The 18,727-nt window shown below is 60.4% G+C and carries 13 protein-coding genes; 7 read left to right on the top strand and 6 right to left on the bottom strand.

Annotation, left to right across the window (positions count from 1 at the left end; all coding sequences use genetic code 11):
* Positions 1 to 18: 18 nt before the first annotated feature.
* The 5 genes from AC1RMX_RS07155 to cbiE form a co-directional block, all read right to left on the bottom strand.
* Entirely contained in the window at positions 19 to 498 is a 480-nt protein-coding gene (locus AC1RMX_RS07155) for a copper chaperone PCu(A)C (RefSeq protein WP_493071258.1), read from the bottom strand.
* A 48-nt stretch (positions 499 to 546) separates the two neighbouring features.
* Positions 547 to 948 carry a DUF2946 domain-containing protein gene (locus AC1RMX_RS07150; protein WP_102620093.1) on the bottom strand — a complete coding sequence of 134 codons (402 nt, stop codon included), beginning with the start codon at positions 946 to 948 and terminating at the stop codon, positions 547 to 549.
* A gap of 188 nt (positions 949 to 1,136) precedes the next feature.
* Positions 1,137 to 1,856 (bottom strand): cobalt-precorrin-6A reductase, encoded by a 720-nt coding sequence (locus AC1RMX_RS07145; protein ID WP_096819756.1) that lies wholly within the window; start codon positions 1,854 to 1,856, stop codon positions 1,137 to 1,139.
* Positions 1,853 to 2,950 carry a cobalt-precorrin-5B (C(1))-methyltransferase gene (locus AC1RMX_RS07140; RefSeq protein WP_493071255.1) on the bottom strand — a complete coding sequence of 366 codons (1,098 nt, stop codon included), beginning with the start codon at positions 2,948 to 2,950 and terminating at the stop codon, positions 1,853 to 1,855. Before AC1RMX_RS07140 ends, AC1RMX_RS07145 begins: the two co-directional genes overlap by 4 nt.
* Positions 2,943 to 4,154 (bottom strand): precorrin-6y C5,15-methyltransferase (decarboxylating) subunit CbiE, encoded by a 1,212-nt coding sequence (gene cbiE / locus AC1RMX_RS07135; RefSeq protein ID WP_096819754.1) that lies wholly within the window; start codon positions 4,152 to 4,154, stop codon positions 2,943 to 2,945. The genes AC1RMX_RS07140 and cbiE overlap by 8 nt, the downstream gene beginning before the upstream one ends.
* 185 nt (positions 4,155 to 4,339) lie before the next feature.
* On the opposite strand from cbiE, the gene AC1RMX_RS07130 reads away from it, so the two are divergent.
* The 6 genes from AC1RMX_RS07130 (at position 4,340) to AC1RMX_RS07105 (ending at position 16,967) form a co-directional block, all read left to right on the top strand.
* Positions 4,340 to 4,990, top strand: coding sequence for a hypothetical protein (locus AC1RMX_RS07130; protein ID WP_493071253.1), 651 nt, complete (start codon positions 4,340 to 4,342; stop codon positions 4,988 to 4,990).
* 144 nt (positions 4,991 to 5,134) lie between these two features.
* Entirely contained in the window at positions 5,135 to 6,433 is a 1,299-nt protein-coding gene (cobG, locus tag AC1RMX_RS07125; protein WP_493071619.1) for a precorrin-3B synthase, read from the top strand.
* Positions 6,426 to 7,052, top strand: coding sequence for a precorrin-8X methylmutase (locus AC1RMX_RS07120; RefSeq protein WP_096819751.1), 627 nt, complete (start codon positions 6,426 to 6,428; stop codon positions 7,050 to 7,052). Before cobG ends, AC1RMX_RS07120 begins: the two co-directional genes overlap by 8 nt.
* Positions 7,049 to 7,783, top strand: coding sequence for a precorrin-2 C(20)-methyltransferase (locus AC1RMX_RS07115; RefSeq protein ID WP_493071251.1), 735 nt, complete (start codon positions 7,049 to 7,051; stop codon positions 7,781 to 7,783). The genes AC1RMX_RS07120 and AC1RMX_RS07115 overlap by 4 nt, the downstream gene beginning before the upstream one ends.
* Positions 7,783 to 9,486 carry a precorrin-3B C(17)-methyltransferase gene (gene cobJ / locus AC1RMX_RS07110; RefSeq protein WP_493071249.1) on the top strand — a complete coding sequence of 568 codons (1,704 nt, stop codon included), beginning with the start codon at positions 7,783 to 7,785 and terminating at the stop codon, positions 9,484 to 9,486. Before AC1RMX_RS07115 ends, cobJ begins: the two co-directional genes overlap by 1 nt.
* Positions 9,487 to 9,827: 341 nt before the next feature.
* Positions 9,828 to 16,967 carry a TcdA/TcdB pore-forming domain-containing protein gene (locus AC1RMX_RS07105; RefSeq protein WP_493071247.1) on the top strand — a complete coding sequence of 2,380 codons (7,140 nt, stop codon included), beginning with the start codon at positions 9,828 to 9,830 and terminating at the stop codon, positions 16,965 to 16,967.
* A gap of 66 nt (positions 16,968 to 17,033) precedes the next feature.
* Here the strand turns inward: AC1RMX_RS07105 and AC1RMX_RS07100 are convergent, their stop codons facing one another.
* Positions 17,034 to 17,630, bottom strand: a complete 597-nt coding sequence (locus AC1RMX_RS07100; protein ID WP_096819748.1) for a MarC family protein — start codon at positions 17,628 to 17,630, stop codon at positions 17,034 to 17,036.
* 253 nt (positions 17,631 to 17,883) lie between these two features.
* On the opposite strand from AC1RMX_RS07100, the gene AC1RMX_RS07095 reads away from it, so the two are divergent.
* Entirely contained in the window at positions 17,884 to 18,678 is a 795-nt protein-coding gene (locus tag AC1RMX_RS07095) for a hypothetical protein (RefSeq protein WP_493071245.1), read from the top strand.
* Positions 18,679 to 18,727 lie beyond the last annotated feature (49 nt).

The raw sequence follows: 18,727 nt of genomic DNA, 5'->3' as shown, positions 1-18,727 counted from the left end.
CGGAGTCTGCCGAAGGGGTTACTGGGCGTGCGCGTGTTCCGGCATGTCTTGCGGTGGTTTCTTCTGCACGGCGACTTCGACGGTCACGTCACCGGCCTTCTCGAAATGCATCGTCAGCGGGAAGCGCTTGCCGTCGGTCAGCAGGCTGCGGTCGGTCGGATTCATCAGCATCACGTGATAGGCCATCGGCGCGAAGGTCACGTTCTCGCCGGCCGGGATCGCTACGTTCGGCACCTGTTGCATCTTCATCAGATTGCCCTGCATCACGTGTTCGTGCAGTTCGGCAGTCGGGGCGATGGGCGAATCCACGCTGAGCAGGCGGTCAGCGGTCTTGCCGCCATTGTGAATGATGAAATACGCGGCAACCGTCGGCGCATTCGGCGGCAGTTCCTGCGACCACGGGTGGGCGATTTCCAGCTCGCCGGCCTTGTATTCGTGGGCATGGGCGAAGCACGCAGGCAGCAACAGCGCAGCGATGACGATGAATTTGTTCAACATGGCAGTTCTCCAGAACGATTTGAAACGCAGGTCAAATGCGGGAACAAATCAAACCAGAGGAGAGGCGCGGGGATTGAGGCTCGGCCACTGCTGGCGCGGTGTCGGGGATTGCAGCAAGGCGGGCGCCACACTGCGATTGCTTTCGTATCGGGCGAAGTACAGCTGCGGCGAATGCCCCGGCAACGCCACCACCGGCGCCGATCCGGAACAGCACCAGCAATGCTGCATGGTCGAATGATTGTCACCGCTTTGCGGTGCTTTCTGATCGAGGCTGCCGATGTCGATCGCCACCATCTTCGTCCCGCTGCCGGTGCAGAAACTGCTCCACAGCAACTGCTCGGCCGGTGTCTGCGCCGCCTGCGCCATCGCTCCCGTCAACGGCATGGCGAGCATGTTGAACAGCACTGCAAAGCAGGCGATCCAGGCAAATGCGAGCCGGTGTCGGTTCATGGGACAGGTCCGTAGGGTGGGCGATCAGGCGCGGCTATTTAGCCTGATCAGGGCCGATAAGTAAAAAAGCGTCGTGCGGTTTGGTGTCGCAGCGCACTTTCAAGAGAGTGTAGCGGCTCGAATTTGCATTGCATGGGACTTGCGTCAACAACTGAAGCTATCGCGAGATGAAAAAAGCTCCGTCCCGATCAAGGTTTTTCAAGAGCCGCGATGACGTCAGCAACCGTCGAAAACTCCCGATCAACCCCCGCCAACCCCGGCCGCTTCAACACCATCACCGGCACCCCAAGCTCCCGCGCCACTTCCAGTTTCGGCTCGGTTGCGGTGCTGCCGCTGTTCTTGCTGATCAGCACGTCGATCTGCCGGCGTTCGAACAGCGCCCGCTCATCCTCCAGCAGAAACGGTCCACGGGCGCCGATGACTTCGCAGCGTTCGTTGCCGGGATAAACGTCGAGGGCGCGCAGGGTCCAGAAGTGGTGTGCCGGGATTTCATCGAGGTGTTGCAGCGGTTCGCGGCCAAGGGTGAACAGGGGGCGGCGGAAGGGTTCGAGGGCGGTGATCAGTTCGGCCCAGTCGGCGACTTCGCGCCAGTCATCGCCCGGCTGTGGTTGCCACGCCGGGCGGCGCAGGGCCCAGCAGGGAATGCCGGTGAGTTGCGCGGCGGTGGCGGCGTTCTGGCTGATTTGTGCGGCGTACGGATGGGTCGCGTCGAGCAGCAGATCGATGCCTTCATCGCGAATGAACTGCGCCAGACCTTCGGCACCGCCGTAGCCGCCGACGCGCACCTGACACGTCAGATCGGTCGGCACACGGCCCACTCCAGCCAGGCTGTAAATGTGTTCCGGCCCCAAAGTGCGCGCGATGGCCAGCGCTTCAGTCACGCCGCCCAGCAATAGAATCCGTTTCATACAAAAGCCCCCGCATGGCCAACGATGCCGCCCTGACGATCAATCGCAAACACCTCGACCTGCACCTGCGCCGGCACCACGCTGCGTGCGAATTCCAGAGCATGACGGCAGACCTCGTCGCCCAGTGCAACGCCCGCCGCACTGGCCATCGCCAACGCCTGCTGACTGGTGTTCGCCTCGCGAATGGCTTGCTGCAAGGCGTCATCGGCGCCAATCGCCGCCGCCCATTCGGCCAGTTGCGGCAGGTCGATGCTCGAATGGCGCGAGTGCAGATCCATGTGCCCGGCCGCCAGTTTGCTGATCTTGCCGAAGCCGCCGCACAGGCTGAGTTTATCCACAGGCACTTTGCGCAGGTGCTTGAGCACGGCGCCGACAAAGTCGCCCATTTCGATCAGGGCGATTTCCGGCAGGTCGTAGACCCGGCGCATGGTGTCTTCGCTGGCGTTGCCGGTGCAGGCGGCGATGTGCAGGTAGCCGTTGGTTTTTGCCACGTCGATGCCTTGATGGATCGAGGCAATGTACGCCGCACAGGAAAACGGCCGGACGATGCCGCTGGTGCCGAGGATCGACAGGCCGCCGAGAATCCCCAGGCGCGGGTTCATGGTTTTCAGCGCCAGGGCTTCGCCGCCCTCGACATTCACCGTCACCTCGAAGCCGCCGCGATAGCCGGCTTCTTCGGCGAGCAGGGTCAGGTGATCGCTGATCATCTTGCGCGGCACCGGGTTGATCGCCGGTTCGCCGACGGCCAGCACCAGCCCCGGCCGAGTGACGGTGCCGACGCCTTTGCCGGCGATGAAGCGGATACCCGGCTCAGCCATCAGTTGCACGCGGGAGTAGAGCAGGGCGCCATGCGTCACGTCCGGGTCGTCGCCGGCATCCTTGAGGGTTCCGGCTTCGGCGCCATCTTCGGTCAGCCGGCAGAACTCCAGACGCATCTGCACCTGCTTGCCCTTGGGCAATACGATTTGCACGGCGTCCGCCACCACTCCACCGAGCAACAGGCGGGCGGCGGCGAGGCTGGTGGCCGTGGCGCAGCTGCCAGTGGTCAGGCCGCTGCGCAGGGGCGCAGGTTGTTCGGCGGTTTCGTCACGCATCGAGGGGTTTGACCAGATCGAGCAGGGTGATCGGCAAGGCCTGACGCCAGGTGTCGAACTCGCCCAGCGGCTGCGCCTGGGCGATGTGGATGCGGGTCAACTCGCCGCCATGGCGTTCGCGCCAGCTCATCAAGGTCATTTCGCTTTGCAGGGTCACGGCGTTGGCCACCAGTCGGCCGCCGGGTTTCAGTTGCTCCCAGCAGGTTTCCAGCACGCCTTCGCGGGTAACGCCGCCGCCGATGAAAATCGCGTCCGGACGTTCCAGCCCGGCGAGGGCTTGCGGTGCACTGCCGCGAATCAGTTGCAGACCGGGAACCCCCAGCGCATCGCGGTTGTGTTCGATCAACTGTTGTCGACCGTCATCGGCCTCGATAGCCAGAGCGCGGCAACTCGGGTGAGCGCGCATCCACTCGATGCCGATTGAACCGCTGCCGGCGCCGACGTCCCACAGCAGTTCGCCCGGTGTCGGGGCGAGGCGGGCGAGGGTGATCGCGCGAACGTCGCGTTTGGTCAGTTGACCGTCGTGCCGGAAGGCCGAGTCCGGAAGGCCGGCGAGGCGCGACAGGCGCGGTGTCTGCGGATCGGCGAGGCACTCGAGGGCGATCACGTTGAGGTCGGCAATGACCGGATCGTTCCAGTCGTTGGCGGTGCCGTCGATCCGGCGTTCGGCGCTGCCGCCCAGATGTTCCAGAACACTCAGGCGACTGGCGCCGAACCCGCGTTCGCGCAGCAATGCCGCAACAGCTGCCGGGGATTGACCGTCGTTGCTCAGCAGCAACAGGCGCACGCCGCTGGATAACTGACCATTGAGGGCCGCAAGCGGACGAGCCACCAGCGACAGCACGCTGACGTCCTGCAACGGCCAGCCCAGTCGGGCGGCCGCCAGCGAGCAGGAGGACGGGGCTGGCAGAACCAGCATCTCGGCCCCCGGCACCTGCCGCGCCAGACTCGCGCCAACGCCGTAGAACATCGGATCACCACTGGCCAGCACGCACACCGCTTCGCCACGGCGCTCGAGAACCGGGGCCAGGGAAAACGGGCTCGGCCACAACTGGCGCTCGCCACGGATGCACACCGGCAACAGATCCAGCTGACGCTGACCGCCGATGATCCGCGAGGCGCCCATCAAGGCACGCCGGGCATTTTTGCCCAGGCCCTTGAAGCCGTCTTCACCGATTCCCACTACTGTCAGCCAGACCGTCATGCCGTTCCTCAATTTGTGCGCGCGTACCAGGGCTGCATGATAACGCGGCGGCTGTTCTCTCGCGCTGGTCTGTTGCCGATCCCGGAAACTTCCTGTCGTTGAACAGGAATTGTCGGATTGGGTGTGTTTGTTATGGTTCAGATCAACTCAAACAAAAGCCAGGATTGGCAGGAAGACATAGGGATATGAATTTGAAAACAGGAACGCTCACCCATCATGCGACGCTGGTAGGGGATATTTTGCTGACGGGGGTAGAAGGGCAATCGAAAGAGGATTACGACTTCGCATTGAACTGTACTTACATCGCAAAGAAAGAAGCGGATAAACAGTACAACAGCAATACGCAACCCGGGCCCTGGATCGATTATTTCGCCGACCTGCTGTATTCGTATTTCTGGAAGAAGGACGAGATGGATATCGAATACGTCCAGCCGAATTTTTCGGGAACTGTCGGCGAGGTGTGGATGACACTGGCAAGACCCTGGCTCAGCCCTGAACAAGTCAGTGGTGTGAATTCGGGATTGTCGAGTCTGGAAGCGGAGGTTGATCTGCTGAAAACAATCAGGGGGCTGAGCGGAAAGGCCTTCGATTTCAAACTGATCCCCGTCAGTTATAACGCGAACGGAGATATGGAACTTGTCATTACCAATGTCAGGTTCATCAAGTCCACACTGACGACCAGTTACCTGTTCTGGAAAGTTCATCAGCCAATGAGTCAACTGGATATCCGTGCTCGACGCGTGTCGATGAGCCGTCGCGCGATCGAAGTTCGTCGGCCATTGGTGGAAAAGGCAATAAAAGGGATGTCGTTCGACTTTGCTCATTACGAAATATAGCCGCCGAGGAGACAGAATATCGGGCGTTCGTGATTATTCCGACCGGCAGGCATTTTCATGCACTCGGGCAAAGCAGGCATAATGGCGACCTTTCGCCCATCCTGGCGCTGCCCGTCAGCCGGTCATCCCTTGAACGAACGCCCGATATCCACAGCTATTCGCCCCTCGGCCTGTCCGGGGTTGCTGCGTATCGTCCAGGCGCTGGATGGCGGTATCTGCCGGATCAAGCTCGATGGCGGTTCGATCTCGGCCGATCAGGCCGATGCGGTGGCGAATGCCGCCGAGCGGTTTGCCGGCGGGGCGATCGAGGCGACCAACCGGGGCAATCTGCAGATTCGCGGCATCGGCGATCAGTCCGCCGCGTTGATCGACAGCCTGCTGGCCGCCGGTCTCGGGCCGCGAACCGCTGCGGGCGACGATGTGCGCAACCTGATGCTCAGCCCGGCCGCCGGCATCGACCGGCAGATGCACTTTGATACCCGCCCATTGGCCGGGCAGATCCTCGAGACCCTGCAACGTCATCCGCGTTTCCATGAGTTGAGCGCCAAGTTCGCCGTGCAACTGGATGGCGGTGAAGCGCTGGCGATGCTCGAACATCCCCACGATCTGTGGTTGTCTGCATACGAAGCACGCGGCGACACACTGTTGGCGTTCGGCCTGGCGGGTTGCCCGGCGGATCGACCATTGGCCGCCGTGACGCTTGCGGACGGACATGCGCTGGTGGTCGCCGTACTGGAACTGTTCCTTGATCTGGCCCACCCTGAGCAGACGCGAATGCGCCATCTGCTGGATGAATACCCGGTCCCCGTACTCCTTGAAAAACTCGCTCAGCGGATCAGCCTGCTAGCCGTAGGTGATTGGCAACGTGGAGCCGTGCAGGAAGGCTTGCACATCGGCATTCATCCTCAGCAAGTGGCAGGTCAGGTCTATGTCGGTGCTGTACCGGCGCTCGGTCGTCTCGATCCGGACATGCTGCGAGGTGCCGCGCAATTGGCCAGAACCTTTGGCGACGGCAGCCTCCGTTTCACACCCTGGCAAAGTCTGTTGCTGCCCAATGTGCGGGACGCGGATGCGGCCCAGACCCTCGAGGCGCTGGGCAAGCTGAACCTGCTGACCCGGACCGAAGATCCGCTGTCACACCTGATCGCCTGCACCGGCTCCAACGGTTGCGGCAAAGGCCTGGCCGACACCAAACACGATGCCCGCCTGCTGGCTACGCTGTTGCCACGCACCGTGGATGTGCACCTGTCCGGCTGTTCGCGTTCCTGCGCCGCCGCACACCGGGCTGCCGTGACTCTGCTGGCGGTCGGCCCCGGTCACTACGATCTCTATTTTCGCGATGCAGCTCTGCCGGGTTTCGGCGCGCTGCACGCCCACAACCTTACTATCGAAGCGGCCGCGACCTTGCTCGCCGCCCGCTCACGGAGCCCCCTTGATGCTTGATTACATCCGCGACGGTCAGGAGATCTATCGCAACTCCTTCGCGATCATTCGCCGCGAGGCCAACCTCTCGCGCATCCCGGCCGACCTGGAAAAACTCGCGGTGCGGGTGATCCACGCCTGCGGCATGGTCGAGGCCATCGACGGGCTGCAATTCTCCGAAGGCGCGGGCAAGGCCGGGCGCGATGCGCTGGCCGCTGGCGCGCCGATCCTGTGCGATGCGCGGATGGTCTCCGAAGGCGTGACCCGTGCACGCCTGCCGGCCAACAACGAGGTGATCTGCACCCTGCGCGACGACAGCGTGCCGGAGCTTGCGCGTGAGCTGGGCAACACTCGCTCGGCAGCGGCGCTGGAACTGTGGCGTCCGCATCTGGAAGGCAGCGTGGTGGTGATCGGCAACGCGCCGACCGCGCTGTTCTATCTGCTGGAAATGCTCGACGCCGGCGCTCCGAAACCGGCGCTGATCCTCGGCTTCCCGGTGGGCTTCGTCGGTGCTGCCGAATCCAAGGCCGAGCTGGCCGCCAACAGCCGTGGCGTGCCGTTCGTGATCATGCAGGGCCGCCTCGGCGGCAGCGCCATGGCCGCCGCTGCCGTCAATGCCCTCGCCACGGAGATCGAATGATGCAGGCTAAAGGACGTTTGATTGGCCTGGGCGTCGGCCCCGGTGATCCGGAACTGATTACCGTCAAGGCCCTGCGCCTGCTGCGCGAATCGCCGGTGGTGGCGTATTTCGTGGCCAAGGGCAAGAAGGGCAACGCGTTCGGCATCATTGAAGCGCACCTGCAGGACGCGCAGAACCTGCTGCCGCTGGTGTACCCGGTGACCACCGAAGTGTTGCCGGCGCCGCTGTCCTACGAACAGGTGATCAGCGATTTCTACGATGACGCTGCCGAGGAAGTGGCCGCGCATCTGGATGCCGGTCGCGACGTGGCGGTGATCTGCGAAGGCGACCCGTTCTTCTACGGCTCCTACATGTACCTGCACGATCGCCTCGCCAGCCGTTACGAAGCCGAAGTGGTGCCGGGCGTCTGCTCGATGCTTGGCGGTGCTTCGGTGCTGGGCGCGCCGTTGGTGTATCGCAATCAGAGCCTGTCGGTGCTGTCCGGCGTGCTGCCTCACGACGAACTCAAGCGCCGTCTGGCCGATGCCGACGCGGCAGTGGTCATGAAACTGGGGCGCAATTTCCCGAAAGTGCGCGACGTGTTGGCAGAGTTGGGCCTGGCCGAGCGTGCGCTGTACGTCGAGCGCGCAACCATGGCCAATCAGAAGATCGTGCCGCTGGATGAGGTCGAGCCGATGTCGTCGCCGTACTTCTCGCTGATCATTGTTCCCGGCGAACGGTGGCAAGGCTGATGACCCATTCCACACCGGCCATCGTCATTCTCGGCCAGGGCGCATTGGCCACGGCCCGTCGCCTTCAACAGGTCTATCCGGCTGCGCAGATCCACGGGCTCAAAGTACGTGTCGAAGGGGCTGATCTGACTTACAGCGAGTTCGGCGCAACCCTGCGCGAGCTGTATCAACAAGACACGCCGATCATTGCCCTGTGCGCGGCCGGCATTGTCATCCGCACGCTGGCGCCACTGCTGCTGGAAAAAGGCGTCGAGCCACCGGTGCTCGCCGTGGCTGAAGATGGCAGCGCCGTGGTGCCGCTGCTCGGCGGCCTGGGCGGGGTGAATGTCATGGCCCGTGAGATGGCGGCTGCACTTGAAGTGGCAGCGGCGATCACCACCAGCGGCGAGTTGCGCTTTGGCACCTGCCTGCTCAACCCGCCCGGCGGTTATGCCCTCGGCGATCTGGAGCAGGGCAAGCGCTTTGTGTCCGATCTGCTTGCCGGCCACAGCGTGCGCATCGATGGCGCCGCGCCTTGGCTTGAGCAGGCGCAACTGCCGGAAGATCCACAGGCGCAGCGATCGATTCACGTCGGCAGCGATGCCCGCGTGGCGAGCGCTAGTGAGTTGCTGATTTATCCGCGCAGCGTGGCGGTGGCGGTCGGTGCCGATGTGGCCGACCTGCCGGATGCGATTCGCAATGCGTTGCGGCAGGCCGGTGTGGCGATTCAATCGCTGGCCTGTCTGGTGGCCGCTGACGTTCAGATGGCCAGCCCGACATTGCGTGAAGCTGCGCTTGAATTGGCGGTGCCGCTACGCTTTGTTGCGCCAGCGAGTGACATCGTGGAGCTGGCAAGCCATGCCGTCCCAGACGCTCGAATCATCACAACATCCCACGATATTGCCATCGCCGTGGCCGAACAGCCGCTGGATGTTTCGCAGGTCGGTCGTCCGCGCGGACGTCTGGCCGTCATCGGTCTCGGGCCGGGTGCCGCCGAGTTGATGGTGCCAGCGGTGAAAGCAGAACTGGCTCGGGCTACCGATGTGCTGGGTTACGAAACCTATGTGCGCATGGCCGGCCCGTTCCGCGACGATCAAGTGCAGCACTGCACCGATAACCGCGAAGAAATGCAGCGCGCTCGCCATGCCTTCAGACTGGCCGCTCAGGGCCGTTCGGTGATTGTGGTTTCGTCCGGTGATCCGGGCGTGTTCGCTATGGCGGCGGCGGTGCTTGAGGCGTTGCACGAGTCGACGGATCCGGCGTGGCACAGCGTCGATCTGGAAATCCTGCCGGGTGTTTCCGCGTCGCTCGCCACCGCCGCTCAGGCCGGTGCACCACTGGGCCACGACTTCTGCGTGATGTCGCTGTCGGACAACCTCAAGCCGTGGTCGATCATCGAGAAGCGTCTGGATCTCGCTGCCGAAGCGGATCTGGCGTTGGCGTTCTACAACCCGATCTCCCGCGCCCGTCCGTGGCAACTGGGGCGAGCGCTGGAAATCGTCGCGCAACATCGCACACCGCAAACGCCGGTGGTGCTGGGCCGCGATATCGGTCGGCCGGGGCAGACGCTGCGAGTGACGACGTTGGGCGCGCTGACACCGGATCAGGTCGACATGCGCACGATGGTGCTGATCGGTTCGTCCACCACATGCACTTTCCCTCGCACCGAGGGCGGGGAGTGGGTGTATACGCCGCGCTGGTATGGGGAAAGACCGGTCAGTTGATAACGGTGTAGTCGGAAATTGTTGCAAACACTTATGGATCTAAGTAACAAGGCCGCGAACGGAAGTTTGCGGCCTTTTTTGTGTGGGTAAGTTATGCGGGTTTGTATTTTATTGAGGTAAAAAATGTTGAGTTGATGTTGTCGGATGTTTCTGTTGACATTGTTTGAATGGCTTTGTTTTTTGTCTTTGGAGATGCGTTGTACTAGTTTTGCTTGAAGGTTTTTATCTCTCGAATTGTTCACTGTTTCGGTTTGCCAAAAAGGCATTGTTCTTTTCGGTTGGGTACAGCTGTGCGCACTTTGTTGTGCGTATGTCATCGAGTGTTTCAAGGAAGGTGGTTTATGCAAGATATGAAGATAAAGGCGGTTGATGGCAAGCACTTGAATTTTGTCAAACTGTTTAAGCTGACGGAGCTTGAACAGGCACTCTTGCCCTACAAGAATACTCGTCAATATGACGCGGTTATCCGTTACTACTTCGCCTGCATCGGTTTGCTCGACTCACCCCGGCTACAGCACCCGCTGGCGCTGTTCAGACAGGCGCTGGGAGAGTTGGGGCAGCATCGTGTACGCCGCGATGTGGAACAGGATCCCGCGCCGAGCCCCGATAAAGAGGCGTCGCCCGGTCTGACGCAAATTCTTGGAAGAGTGGATGACTTCGACGCGCGACTGCAATACGGCATAGAACTGATGAAGGTCTCGGCGACGCAGGTGCCGAAGATACTGCACTTCGTCTGGGTCGGAGGAGGCGTCGGGGATATACAGCGTGATTACATCAACCTGTGGAAACAGGTGCTGACTGGACACGACTACACAATCAATCTCTGGTACGACAGCGATGCGTTACTGGCCCATAAAACCAACCGTTTGATTATCGAGGCCGCCAAAGCAGATGCAATGTTGCAGGGTGGAACCGAAAGTACGTCTGAGCGGGTATTGGGCGAATCGTATGTCGCCCGCGCCATTGTTCTGAAACAGCAGATGTACGATTACATCAATGATGCAACCGCACGAGGCGAATCGGCCGATGACGCGAGAGTTCAGTTACTGGCTCGTGCTTATGGACAAGACGCAGGGGGTTTACGTGAGCTGAAGAACCGAAATCGTGAAAGCGTAAAGGGCTTGGTTGACAGAGGTTTACGACTGCGCGACCTGGCGAGTACGGAAACACCTTTGCAGTTGCGAGATATCTACGAGCGCGAAATGCGTCTGCGTGGCAACTTCGCCGCAGCGTCGGACATTGTCAGAGTGGAAGCGTTGTATCCGGAAGGCGGCAGTTATTCCGATGTCGATAACTTGCCTCCGTTACTGCAAGAGATCGGTGGTGTCGACATTAGCGGCTTCGACAACGGAGCACGACTGGGCGTGTTGCAGTTGCTGCTGGATCACAACCCCCACTGGATGCCTGGCCGTGAAGCTCTGCGCAGTCGATACACCGATTACACGGTGCGAATTCCTGAACAGCATCGTCCAGAACTGCAAGCTTTCGCCAGTAGCCAGCCAGACCTCAATCAAGTGTTCCAGCCTCCCCGGGACCTTCTCGCCCGACCTTACACCTTAAGGGCCGTGGCAGAGGGTTCCACGATCAGTAATGCCTTCATGTTGGCCCATCCCGGTTCGACAGTCATCGAGTCCGTGTTTGATCGCTTCCGGTTCAATTATCGGTTGGTTGAAGACACTGCCCGGCTGGCTGCTCAGAGAGGTGTCAGACTTGAAGATTCTGAGGCGATGTCTTCACTGGCGAACGAGGTTCTGGAAAAAGCCTACGGGCCTCTCATTGACTTACCAGGGGAGGAGTCGATTTTCGCTGCCTATCTTGCAGACGCCGCCGCCAATTACTACAACGACGGCATCCGTCCGCAAGGTGAGGGGACGATCTATTTGACCGGCCCGGTCGGCATCAAGGACGGTACGAGCGATTTCGAAAAGGCTCGGTTAACGTCTCGCGGCGCAGAAGCCTCCCGTGCGGAGATGGCAATAGATCCCCTGACGACAGTCAATCGCACAACCGAAGAGGAGCAGGATCACTCCTGGAAAGACAATGAAACCGACTTTGACAAGTGGGTGGAAACCGAGAAGCAGAACTGGCGCGATGGCCAATACAAAACCCGCTACGCCGGGAACATCGCTGAGTTGCTGAAGCAGGCGACTGTCGAATTCGAACTCGGCTGGCCGCTCATCGAAGGACGCCATGTCCTGAACACCGAGCTGTTGCAGCGCATGGCCGAGCGCCTCGGCGAACCGTTTACCCAGGCGATGATGAGCGGCCACGACGGCCCGGTCGTGTTCGCTGAAAGGATGCCACTGAGCTTCGATGATCGTCAGGCCATCCGCAATCAGGACACGCGCCTGCGACCGCCGGCATTCCCTAAAAATCAGCTCGCGCAAAATCTTGCGCTGGATGAAATCTTGATCGGTCTTGGTGCTGGCTCCTGGCACCTTGAGCAGCTCAACCCATTGCAGCGTTTGACGATAGGAGCATTGCTGGGCGTCGAGTCACTGGACAGTCAGAGCTTTTCTGCCCTGAGCGGTGCGCTGGACAATCTGATCAACAGCGTCAGGGAGCGTGGAACCTCCGGGCGTTACGCGGTGATCGAACAGCATCTCTATCAGCGTCGGGCACCCGCGTTTCTGGCGGGGATGGCGAGTGTCGAGGATGGCTTGCCGGCGAACTCGGTCAGCGCATTGGGCCTGAAGAAAAACGCGCTGGCCAACGCTGTGACGCTGTTCGACTGGGGGCGTCAGGTGGCGCAGATCCAGCGACTCGCGACGCGGGAACACCGTGAAAAGGTTCAGGAACGGGTGGAGCAAGTGCTGAACCAGTTCGAGGCCGGAACCGCCAAACTGGTGCCTCAGGATCTGTTGATGCACGGGCCGGGTGATACCGCTGCCGGGCGCTGCTTTCCGCTGGCGTTGGCGATGAGTGCTGCCCTTACGCAAAGTGATACGGCGACCCGACAGTTACGCGAGCGGTTTTTCCTTGCGGTACTTGAACCGGAGCAATCGGACTCGACAGCGTTTCTCGGTGCACTGGAGGACATGCGTGGCGTAAACGCCGCCGAACTGGGCACGGCACTGGGGCGGGTCGATCTGGACAAGGTCGTCACAACCCTCGAGGAGTCCGTCGGGACTCGAACCCTGATGCTCAACTCGGACAACCACTCGATGCTGGTGGCCCGGACAGTGAGTGGGGCGACAGACGCTTACCACTTTTATGATCCGAACTTCGGCCTGTTCGAATTCGACAGTCCAGCGACCTTCAAAATGGCCTTGAAGCAGTTCTTCAAGGACACAAACATGGCCCGACACTATGCGGTGTATGGCAAATCTGGCCGGCCGCTGTTCGATCTGATCGATGTCCAGGGGGAGCAGGTTGCCGGTCTGGAGCTGTCGAGCGGCTTCAAGGTGGCTCAGTTGCTCAAGGATGAACCACTGCCGGACAAACCGTTCAGGCCCATTCGCCAGAGGGTGAACAGTGCTCACGGCCAGTCGCTGATGGCGAATTCGCGCCTGGGTAGTGCGCTGCTGTCTTCAGACAATCACTGGTGGGCGGAGCAGATCGCTGAGGCAACTTCGCGCTTGCAGGAGGGCCATGATTCGGTCACTCCATTGGTGCCGTTGTTCGATTCGCTGGAGGTGATACCCGAGGGCGGCTATCGGGTGAACATGATCGATCCGCAGAGTGGCGAGTCGGTGGCCATGGTCACCAGCCGGGATGATCGCCTGTTGCGAATCAGGAGCTACCTGACTGACCTGTTCTCGACCCTGGGGCGCAAACGTGCGACCGGCGCGGTGGTGGATCCGACCGAGGCGGCAGCGGTGCACACGCTCAATGCCGGGTTTGCGGTGCAGGCACTGATGAATGCGTTGCGCGGGCGTGAAGGCGACGAGCGCACATTGACCACTGCGGTGCAGTGGCATGCCTACGTCAACTACGCACAACTGGTGCATGGCAATGTGGTCGATGTGGCAGGGCTGATCAGTCTGGTTCAAGCCACGTTGCGCGATGAAAAACTGATTGCCCGCACCAGTGCGAAGGTGGTCGGCGAAGCACTTGAGCCATTGACCGGCAGAACCCTCGGCGCAGTGGCCGGACATGTCGTCAACGAGGGCGTCGGTGCCGTGCTGGGTCTGGCCAATGTTGGCTTCGATATCTATCAGCTGGCGAATGCCCGCGATGATGTCGAGACTGCCACCTATGCAACTCAACTGACTTTCGACGCCAGCAGTCTGGCCCTGACGGGAGCGGGACTTGGTGCGGCGCTCGCCGGCGCGGGTACGGCGGCTGCGGTGCTGGGCGGCGCCGGGGTGATTCTGGGGGGCCTGGCGGTCGGCGTGGCTGCACTGGCGCAGAACTTCGCAACCATCGCAGAAGAAGCGAAAGCGGTCGGGCTGTTTTTCGCGGAACTGGAACAGGCGCATCACAGTGCCGGGTATCGCTATAGCGGCGAGCAAGGTGCCTGGTTGCCGCGTCCGTCGCTGATTATCAACGGTCTGGATCTGAACACCGGGAAGCTGCTGCTCGATAGCACCCGTCTGTATCCGCTGCACGATCATTTCGGCGTACCGGAATTCGAGGTCGATTACCCGCGAGCCATCCACCTGAGCAAGGAACTTGGCTACCCCGCCGAAATGGCGTTCGCACCACCGGCCGATCAGGCCATTGTGTTGCCGTGCACGCCGCTCACCTGCTACCGCTACGAGTACCAGATCCTGCCGTTTTCATCGCAACGCCACGACAAGGGCTTCGATATTGCGCGGCGTCTGGAGAAGAAAAAAACGGACGGTCAGTGGCTGTTCCTGTTTTCGTTCTACTCGTTTCCCAGCCACCACATCGTCCATCGGCTGTACCCTGATTACCGGCCGACCGAGATCAGCGTCACACTCGATGCGCAGGCGCGCAAACTGGTTGTGCCGGTAATTCCCAAGCCTTGGCACGAGCAAATCAGCTATCGGATTCAGGGTGGTGGCGGCACCTGCACACTGGTGCTCAACCCCGGTGTAAACCTTGAGCTGGTGTCAGTGGACGTTCAACAGAATCGCTGGATCATCGTCGCCCCCTGGGCCGGCGAGAAGGACATTACGTTCGGCAAGGACGGGCAGTTCAGTGTCAGGGGCTGCCAGTTCAAGGTGACGGCGGCCATTGCGCCGGACATTTCCCTGCTGATCGAAAATGGCCGGCTCTTCAGGGTCGCCGGCGCCAAACGCAATGAGCTGGAGCTGCTGCAAGAGCAGGCGCCCAAAGGGCTGGACGGGCAGATCCTGCAGGATCATCTGCAAGAACTCGCGCGGGCTCATCGATTGGCGCTGCGTTATACGCCGATCCACGACTATCTGATTCCGTTCGAAAACATCAAGGCGCCGCGTTACACCAATGGCTGGTATGACGCCGAGGATGACCGGATCCTCTACATCCGCAATGACGAGGTGTTCGATGATGAGGGCCTGTTGTCGGTGGTGGTCGGCGGCTCGGCGTTTTTCCATGATCCGTTCGGTTACGAGATCTGCCAGGTCGATGCCGGCACCGGGCTGCTCAGCCATCGTTATCGTTTGATGTTCCGTCGCACAGGTGTCAGCACGATTCGCAGTGTGGAGGTCGATGGTCAGGGCGTCGTGCATGTGGTGCAGGAATATGCCTTTGAAAACGGCGCGCTTGAACGCCTTGACTACCTGATTCACGAAGGTGAGCTGTGGTTGAGTTCGGTTACTCGCGGACTTGAACCGACCTTCGAGTCGCTGCTCGATGACAGCACTCCCTTGGCCGGTTGGGCTCCGATACTGGGCGAGTGGGTGGTGCCCAAACCGGTTCACGATGACAAGGGTTATGCCATGGTCGACTGGCAGTTCGCGCCTTACGTTTCGATCTGCTGGAAGATCGAAGAGAACGCCCGGGACATGGCCTGGATTCGTACCCGTGACAATCTGATCGTGCGGCCGGTACCGCGTCGTCGTCATGCACGCGGCTGGCCCGACTCGGTCCAGAACCTGAACGAGTTGATGCTGCTGACGCTGGCTGATGACGTCGACGTGTTCGTCGTCTACGACCGCCCGCTTCAGAACCTGTGCCGGGTGCAGCGCACAGTGGAGGAAGGGCAGGGCCAATGGTCGCACCGCTGGGTGCAACCTGAGGGCTTGAAACAGGTGACTGCTGAGCACAAGGGGTATCAGGTGCGGACCGAGGACGGGTTGTCGTTCGAGATCGGTACCGACGGCGAAGTGCGTTTTGCGGGTCTGGCCGAACCGTGGCTCAAGGGACGAGGGCAATGGTGGCTGGCGCTCGAAGTGGTGGCCCGGCAATACACCGCTGAACAGTTCGCGATTGTCGGCATTGCCAACGCCGCTGGCGATGCACGCTTGCACGCCTGGTACGTGGGTGGCCGCCTGCTGCTGTGTGAGGCGCAACAGACGCAGCTCCGATTGCTCGGCATGACGCCGGACAATCAATCGGCATGGCTGTTCGAACCCGAAAGCGGCGAGGTCTGGCGCCAGACCTTTATCGATAAAGAGCAACTCGACCAGGCCTTCGGAAAAGGCACGCAATTGTTACAGGCCTCCTTGGTGCCCAAACCCGAACGACAGTGGACTGCCTGGCGTTTTGCCGATGTCCGGATCGACGGTGCCGGTCTTGTGGGCACGACGCGGGAGGGGGTGGTGCTGCAACTGGAACATCAGGTCCCCCCGTTGATCACCGGCGTGCAGCATGATTGGCTGGCGGCCCATGGCGACAATCTGATCGGCAACTTGCAGGCCTTGCTGGCGAACGAGGCGCATCGTCCGTTCATTTCGATCGCTGCGCAGGACGCCAGTGTTCAGTGGTACATCGCCGAAAGCGCACGGCTGATCCAGATCCCCGCTGCCGATTTGCCGGAGGATTTCGAGCTGCTCGGAACCCGGCGAAATACCGATGTCCTGCTACATAAGCCGCAGGAACGGGTCGTTCAGGGCTACCCGAGTTTGCGTCAGATCAAACCGCTGGATTATGTCCAGCGCACGGGTGAGGTACTGGTGCTTGAAGGGCGGGTGGATGCCTACGATCTGCTGCCGCTGGTGCCGGACGATGTGCGCACACTGGTTCTGCGGGTGGGACGCGGTTCGATGAAATGGCATGTGACCGAGGCGCTCATGCGCAAGCTCGATTCGCTGGTGGTGGATTGCCGTTATCCGCTGGTGGGTTTTCCGCAGTTCATGGGCCGCTTGATCCTGACCATGACAGATCCGCACAAGCTCGAAGTGGGGATGGTCGAGGAGCATCTGGTGGTAATTGATCCCGACAGTGAGCACTGTGTGCTGGTGCGCAATGCGGATGCGCCTGATCCGGCGCTGCGTGGTGATGCCATGCTTGAGGTCAAGGGGCTGCGTCCATGTCAGGTGTCGACCCTGGTGCGCTGGCTGAAGGCGCGCAAGGATGAAACCGAAAGCGTGACGTTGAAAGCCTTGATCGATCAGGCTGGCGCGAAGAAAACCGTCGAGTCTGCCGATTGAGGGCTTACGGGCACTGACGAAAAAAGACCGCCGACGTTACCGTCGGCGGTCTTTTCGTTTCAGGGTTCAAGGCACAAGGTAGCCTTTGACCCCGGTAAAGATGATCTGCGCCGCCAGCGCGCATACGAACAACCCCATCAGGCGGCTGACGATCTGCAGGCCCTGGTCACCGAGAATCCGCTCGATGCGGTTCGACAGGTAAAGCACCACTCCCACCGTGAAACTGGCGAGCGCGATGCTCATGATCGCGATCAGCTTGTCATCCCAGTGCGGCTGGCTGACGCCCATCACCAGCAATGCACCGATGGTGCCGGGCCCGACGGTCAGTGGAATGGTCAGCGGAACAATTGTCACATCCTGCTGCACGTTGTCGGTCTGCACGGCCGACTTGCCCTGCGCCATGCCCAGCGCCGAGATGAACAGCACGCTGCCGGCACCGATGCGGAAGGCATCCACGGTGATGCCGAACACGTCGAAGATCACCCGCCCGAACAGGTACAGCAACACGCTCGAAACCAGGGTGGCGATCGCAACTTTCCAGGCCAGGCGCCGTTGTTCCTTGCGCGAGTAACCCCGGGTCAGGCTGATGAAGCAGGACAACACGAAGAACGGGCTGTAGAGCACCAGCATCTTCAGGTAAACGCTGAACAACACATGGAGCATGGTTAAAGCTCGCGCGGGCGGAAGTTGAAAGGAGTCTATCAGGCGCCGCACGGTCTGTCGGCAAGATCGTTATGGGTGAACGAATGGTAATTATGAAGTTGCTGCTTGTTGTTTTTGTACAAATATTGTTGTGACTGTTTGTTGTTATCTATTGGTAATGGTTGTTGGCTTGTTAGTTGGTTTTCTGCCGTGTAGTTTTGTTTTGCGAACTCAGGAAGGGTTCGTTGAAAAAAACAAACTAAGGAAATTACTCATGGAAAAAAATACTGTTGTTACTCTCGCCGATCGCCTGGAGCGTCTGAGTACTTATGATGTAACGCCTGAAAAGATCATTATCAATTCGCGCAGTGCTTCCGGCGTGATGGCTTTCGATATTGAAGAACCGAGTCGGGCTTCGATTGTGGGCGATGCGATTCTTTCTTTTGTTTCGGGCATGTCCGATCAGAACCGTGCCGATGTACTCAATACTTATCTGTTTGCATCGTTGGCGGCGAACAAGAAGTACCCTGCCGATCATCAAGGCAAGGAGTGGTATCAAACATTCCTGCAGGTCATGCAGGACGCTGGCTGGATCGTGTTGAAGCGTTATTACGACTCGACCACCGCCTCCGGTAAAAGCTTCACGATGGACCAGTTGGCCCTGACGATCCTGAGCTCGGCAGTCGCTGCGGCAGCGGTTCCGGGGCCGACTTCGGCACTGTTGCTGAAAGTGGCTGCCGATGCGATGGCCTCGCTGCAGAACTCGGATAAACCGTTGAAAGTATTCGACCAGAACATTAAGGAAAAAGGCACCGGGGGTTTTGCCGTGGGTTCTTGCCTTGAAACCCCAGGCCAGGAAGTTATTTTGACATTGGGTGCTGTTCGTTATATCAATCGAGCCAATCAGACCAAAGTGCTGTTCGTTAATTGGGATAGCAGTTCCGTGGATCTGTATCGCGGCGAATCGCATATGACCATGGTGCCGTCCATCATTGAAAAGACTCGCGCCATTATTGCTGGAAAGTTGGGCGATCGTGCGGTCAGGCAAATCAGTGAGTGGGAAATCTGACTTAATAAAAGTAGATGGCGGTGCGATACGCCGTCATCTATCCCCTGTG

It is taken from the genome of Pseudomonas sp. GW822-FHT03F04 (assembly GCF_058801405.1).
Note: the sequence above shows the minus strand (reverse complement) of the source record. Positions and strands in the feature narration are given on the sequence as shown.

Coding starts and splice junctions, on each gene's coding strand:
- AC1RMX_RS07155 (WP_493071258.1), bottom strand. CDS start 498: ATGTTGAACAAATTCATCGTCATCGCTGCGCTGTTGCTGCCTGCGTGC.
- AC1RMX_RS07150 (WP_102620093.1), bottom strand. CDS start 948: ATGAACCGACACCGGCTCGCATTTGCCTGGATCGCCTGCTTTGCAGTG.
- AC1RMX_RS07145 (WP_096819756.1), bottom strand. CDS start 1,856: ATGAAACGGATTCTATTGCTGGGCGGCGTGACTGAAGCGCTGGCCATC.
- AC1RMX_RS07140 (WP_493071255.1), bottom strand. CDS start 2,950: ATGCGTGACGAAACCGCCGAACAACCTGCGCCCCTGCGCAGCGGCCTG.
- cbiE (WP_096819754.1), bottom strand. CDS start 4,154: ATGACGGTCTGGCTGACAGTAGTGGGAATCGGTGAAGACGGCTTCAAG.
- AC1RMX_RS07130 (WP_493071253.1), top strand. CDS start 4,340: ATGAATTTGAAAACAGGAACGCTCACCCATCATGCGACGCTGGTAGGG.
- AC1RMX_RS07120 (WP_096819751.1), top strand. CDS start 6,426: ATGCTTGATTACATCCGCGACGGTCAGGAGATCTATCGCAACTCCTTC.
- AC1RMX_RS07115 (WP_493071251.1), top strand. CDS start 7,049: ATGATGCAGGCTAAAGGACGTTTGATTGGCCTGGGCGTCGGCCCCGGT.
- cobJ (WP_493071249.1), top strand. CDS start 7,783: ATGACCCATTCCACACCGGCCATCGTCATTCTCGGCCAGGGCGCATTG.
- AC1RMX_RS07105 (WP_493071247.1), top strand. CDS start 9,828: ATGCAAGATATGAAGATAAAGGCGGTTGATGGCAAGCACTTGAATTTT.
- AC1RMX_RS07100 (WP_096819748.1), bottom strand. CDS start 17,630: ATGCTCCATGTGTTGTTCAGCGTTTACCTGAAGATGCTGGTGCTCTAC.
- AC1RMX_RS07095 (WP_493071245.1), top strand. CDS start 17,884: ATGGAAAAAAATACTGTTGTTACTCTCGCCGATCGCCTGGAGCGTCTG.